Source organism: Nostoc sp. FACHB-888 (genome assembly GCF_014696655.1).
Classification (GTDB): Bacteria; Cyanobacteriota; Cyanobacteriia; order Cyanobacteriales; family Nostocaceae; genus Nostoc.
This window is the reverse complement of record NZ_JACJQM010000310.1, coordinates 1-3,752: the sequence shown is the minus strand read 5'-3', so window position 1 is coordinate 3,752 and position 3,752 is coordinate 1. Positions and strand designations below refer to the sequence as shown.

Here is a 3,752-nt window from a genome sequence, read left to right as displayed (position 1 = left end):
AAATTTCTGGCTCGACTGAACCTAAAATCAATGGTTTCAACCTGATTTCTTAACATTTCTTTACAACGTGTCCCATTTTGCACGTATCTCGGCGGCCACCCTAGCTTGGCTCATTGTAATGCTCACTCAAGGGTTGACGGTGACAATCATCTCTGTTCCTTGCCCGGGTTGACTCCTAATTGTGAGTTGTGCGCCGATACGTTCTGCTCGCTCGCTCATGCCGAGTAAGCCAAACCCCTCAGAGGATGGAATACTCCCAACTCCAAAGCCCTGTCCATTGTCTTTCACGCGCAAGCAAAACTGATCGCGATCGTAGATTAGCTCAACTCGAATTTCGTCAGCATTGGCATGTTTAATTGCATTGGTTAAGGCTTCCTGCCCCATCCGCAGTAGGTTATTCTCGACTTCAGTGGGTAAAGCATACACTGCCCCCTCGATCTCATAGTGCAAAGTGGTATCGATTGCGGCAGCTCTAGTCTGAGCGACGAGGCGATGGAGAGCACTCTGTAAACTGCCCGACTCCAAAAGCTGAGGACGGAGCGCGACGACCGATCTCCGCGCTTCAGTCAGTCCAGTTCGGGCCAATTCTTTGATCAGATCCAGGTGTGCCCCAGTTGCTTCTAAATCATCCGTTAGCACCTGGCTTGCCGCTCCCACCTGAGCCAGAATGCCTGTAAACGACTGAGCAAGTGTGTCGTGAATTTCGCGTGCCATGCGGTTGCGCTCCTCTAAAATTGAGGCTGCTTCTGCTTGCTTTTGCAGCGTAATATCTCGCGCTAACCAAAGCACCTGCTCATGCCGAATCGGGGCAATGCGAGCCGAAAACCAGATCTCTCGCCCATCGATCCACAGACTGTATTCAACGGTGAGTATCTGTTGGGTTTTCACCACCTGCTGAATATAACTCAGGAATTCATCAGCTTCTTCCTTGGCATAAAGTTGATGCAGTGTTTTGCCAATACCCTCGTCCTTACATAACAACTCTCCATAGGATGGATTCCCTTTGATTGCACTGACCAATTGCCCTTCAGTGGTGAAGATGAAAAGCGGATCGGGAATGGCTGAAAAAAGCGCCCGCAGTTCTGCTTCAGAGGCTTGCAACGCTGCTTCTGCCTGTTTGCGATCGCTGATGTCCCGCTGTACCCCGAAGTGACCGATGATTCTGCCTTGACTGTTATAAAGGCAGCTATAGTTTCCCTCAATCCAGATTGAAGTCCCATCCAATCTGCATTCATCCGTTTCGATATGTAGCTTCCCAGCATCAAAAAGTTCCCGCCACACCTGTTTGCCGTAGGCTAGTCCTCGTTTGCCGTAGGCTAGATTGTGAGCATACAAGTCGTTAGGAGTGAAACCAATAAACTGCTCTTGGCTACGTCCATAATGAGCGAGTATGGCATCATTGGCTTTCGTAACCCGCTGGTGACTAAAGACATAGTCCAAGACCTTGTCCTTATCAACTGTGTCATCCCATTGCACTGGCTGATCAAGCATCATGATGAAAAAGCCGTCAAGGGATTGGGAGAAAGACACATCCAACAGTTGCTCACTTTCACGCAGGGCGGCTTCTGCTTGTTTGCGATCGCTAATGTCTGCAACCACCCCTTCAATGTAGTCATCGGTTGCATTTAGATAAGAGGAACAAAGGCCCCAAAACAGCGTCCCATCTCGTTTTCGCATCTGGACTTCAAAGCTTCGCATTTCCCCATCACGCTTCATCACCTCAATGGCGTATTGGCGATCGCTGGGATTTACAAAATAGCCGATGCTGTGTTCCAGCCCAATGATCTCCTCTGGTGAATCAAAGCCCAACAGATTGGCAAAGCGTTGATTGGCATCGAGAATTAATCCATCCGAGAGGCGGGTTCGGTAGATGCCAACCTGCGAGTTTTCAAAGATAGTTCGGAACTTGGCTTCACTGCGTTGTAACGCAGCAGTTCGTTCTGCGACCTGTTGCTCTAAAGTGCAGTTGTAGTCGGCTAGGAGTTTCTCGGCTTGTTTGCGCTCTGTAATGTCCTGAAAGGTAGCGATCGCATAAGTGATATTGCCCTGTTGATCAAAAACTGGTGTTCCCCGTGCCTCAAGTAAAATTGTGGCATGATCTCGACGAATTTCTATATCTTCAGTCCTGATGCGTTCGCCCCTTAATGCCCGCACATTAGGCAAGCTCTCCGCTGGATAGATTTGATCCGTTCCCGCTACATAAAGCTGATAAGCCTCTGAGAGCTGCTCCGGTGCTACGGAAGTATCAGCTTCTTTGCCCATGAGTTGATTGCTGCATTGGTTGGCATAGTAAGGGCAACCCGCCGCATCCACGATCCCAATTCCCACCGGAATCGCTTCGAGGAACTGGGTGATCTTGCTTTCCTTAGCTTGCAGTTCTGAGTAAAGGTTGGCATTTTCGATGGCGATCGCTGCTTGAGTCGATAATAGCTGCAAGACCTGCGATCGCTCTGGTGTAAATACTCTAGCTGCTAACCGATTTTCTAAATACAACACACCGACCAGCTTGGCTTGATTCAGCAGCGGCAAACAGAAAACAGATTGAGGCTGGTTCTGTTGAATATATGGCTCATTAATAAAAGCACCTTCACGAGTCGCATCATTTAAGGTGACAGCCTTCAGAGTCCGAATCACATATTGAATGATTGATTCTGGCAATTGATCGGCAATTGGAATAGACTGTAACACCTGAGTCGCACAAGCATTCTCATCGGTATTGAGTTCACAAGCCGCTTCAATCGACCATTCTCCTGAGTTTTCTAAAATCAGATATCCGGTTTGTGCGCCAGCATTCTCAATTAAAATTTGCATCAGTGATCGCAGCAATTGCTTCAGTTCAATTTCACGAGAAATCGCCTGTGAAGCTTTCATCACTGCTGCTAAATCGAAAGCGGTATGGAAGGGATTAGAGATAGTTTCAGCAGTAATAGGAATTGATGTGGAAGCGGCTCTAGACGACTGAGAAAAGAACTGTGGATAGCGGTTTTCTAAGTCTTTAACTTTAGCGGTTGCGCCCCAGCGATCGTAGCAATAGTGCGCCTCTTTCATGTAGGTTTGAGCAATTTTTGACCGACCTCGCGCTAGATAGTGTTTAGCCGCTAATTCATAAGCTAATGCTTCTTCCTGGATATACTCATTTTCAGCAGCACCTGCGATCGCCCGTTCATAAAACTCCTCAGCCTCAAGAAATTGCCCTAAGACTCGCGCTTTCTCTGCCTCGACTAGATAAAATTTATGTAGATAATTCATTGGAGCATGTTCTGCCCATTTCTGCATCTTTTCTTGGTTGGTGTTAACACAGTTTAGCCAAGCTGCTCTTTGGGAGTTTGAAGCATCGAGCGATAGGCTCAAAAGCGTCAGAGAATGATAGAAACAGAATGTAGGTAGAACCGTTATTGCTGTCGCTTCTTCAAAATGTTGCCTTGCCAAAATAGCAGTCTGTTCAGCTTGATGGTGTTCTTCAAATAGATAACACAGTATAACTTTGTGCAAATAGAGTATTTGAATTGCAGTTTCATCTTTAACTGCAATAGCGTGTGATAACGCCTCCTCTTCATTACACACCCGACCAACTAAGCGACTGGGATTAAGAGACCTATCTAAGAGGCTGTTTGAAAAGTTTGGGGGGGTAAAATTTTATGCTAATCGTCTTACCATGATCCGGATCATGGCAAGGTAGATAAACGTCTCCGATGTTTCCGGTAATAACTCATAGTCTCTGGCCAATCGCCGACAGCCCATTAGCCACCCAA

General features: G+C 47.2%; 1 protein-coding gene and 1 pseudogene. Both read right to left on the bottom strand.

The window, feature by feature from the left end; all coding sequences use genetic code 11:
• Window positions 1-126: 126 nt before the first annotated feature.
• Window positions 127-3,609: pseudogene (locus H6G26_RS39825) on the bottom strand (PAS domain S-box protein); the annotation flags it as partial.
• Between the two features lie 27 nt (window positions 3,610-3,636).
• The coding region (locus H6G26_RS39820) for a transposase (protein ID WP_190727979.1) at window positions 3,637-3,752 on the bottom strand (116 nt) is incomplete at its 5' end.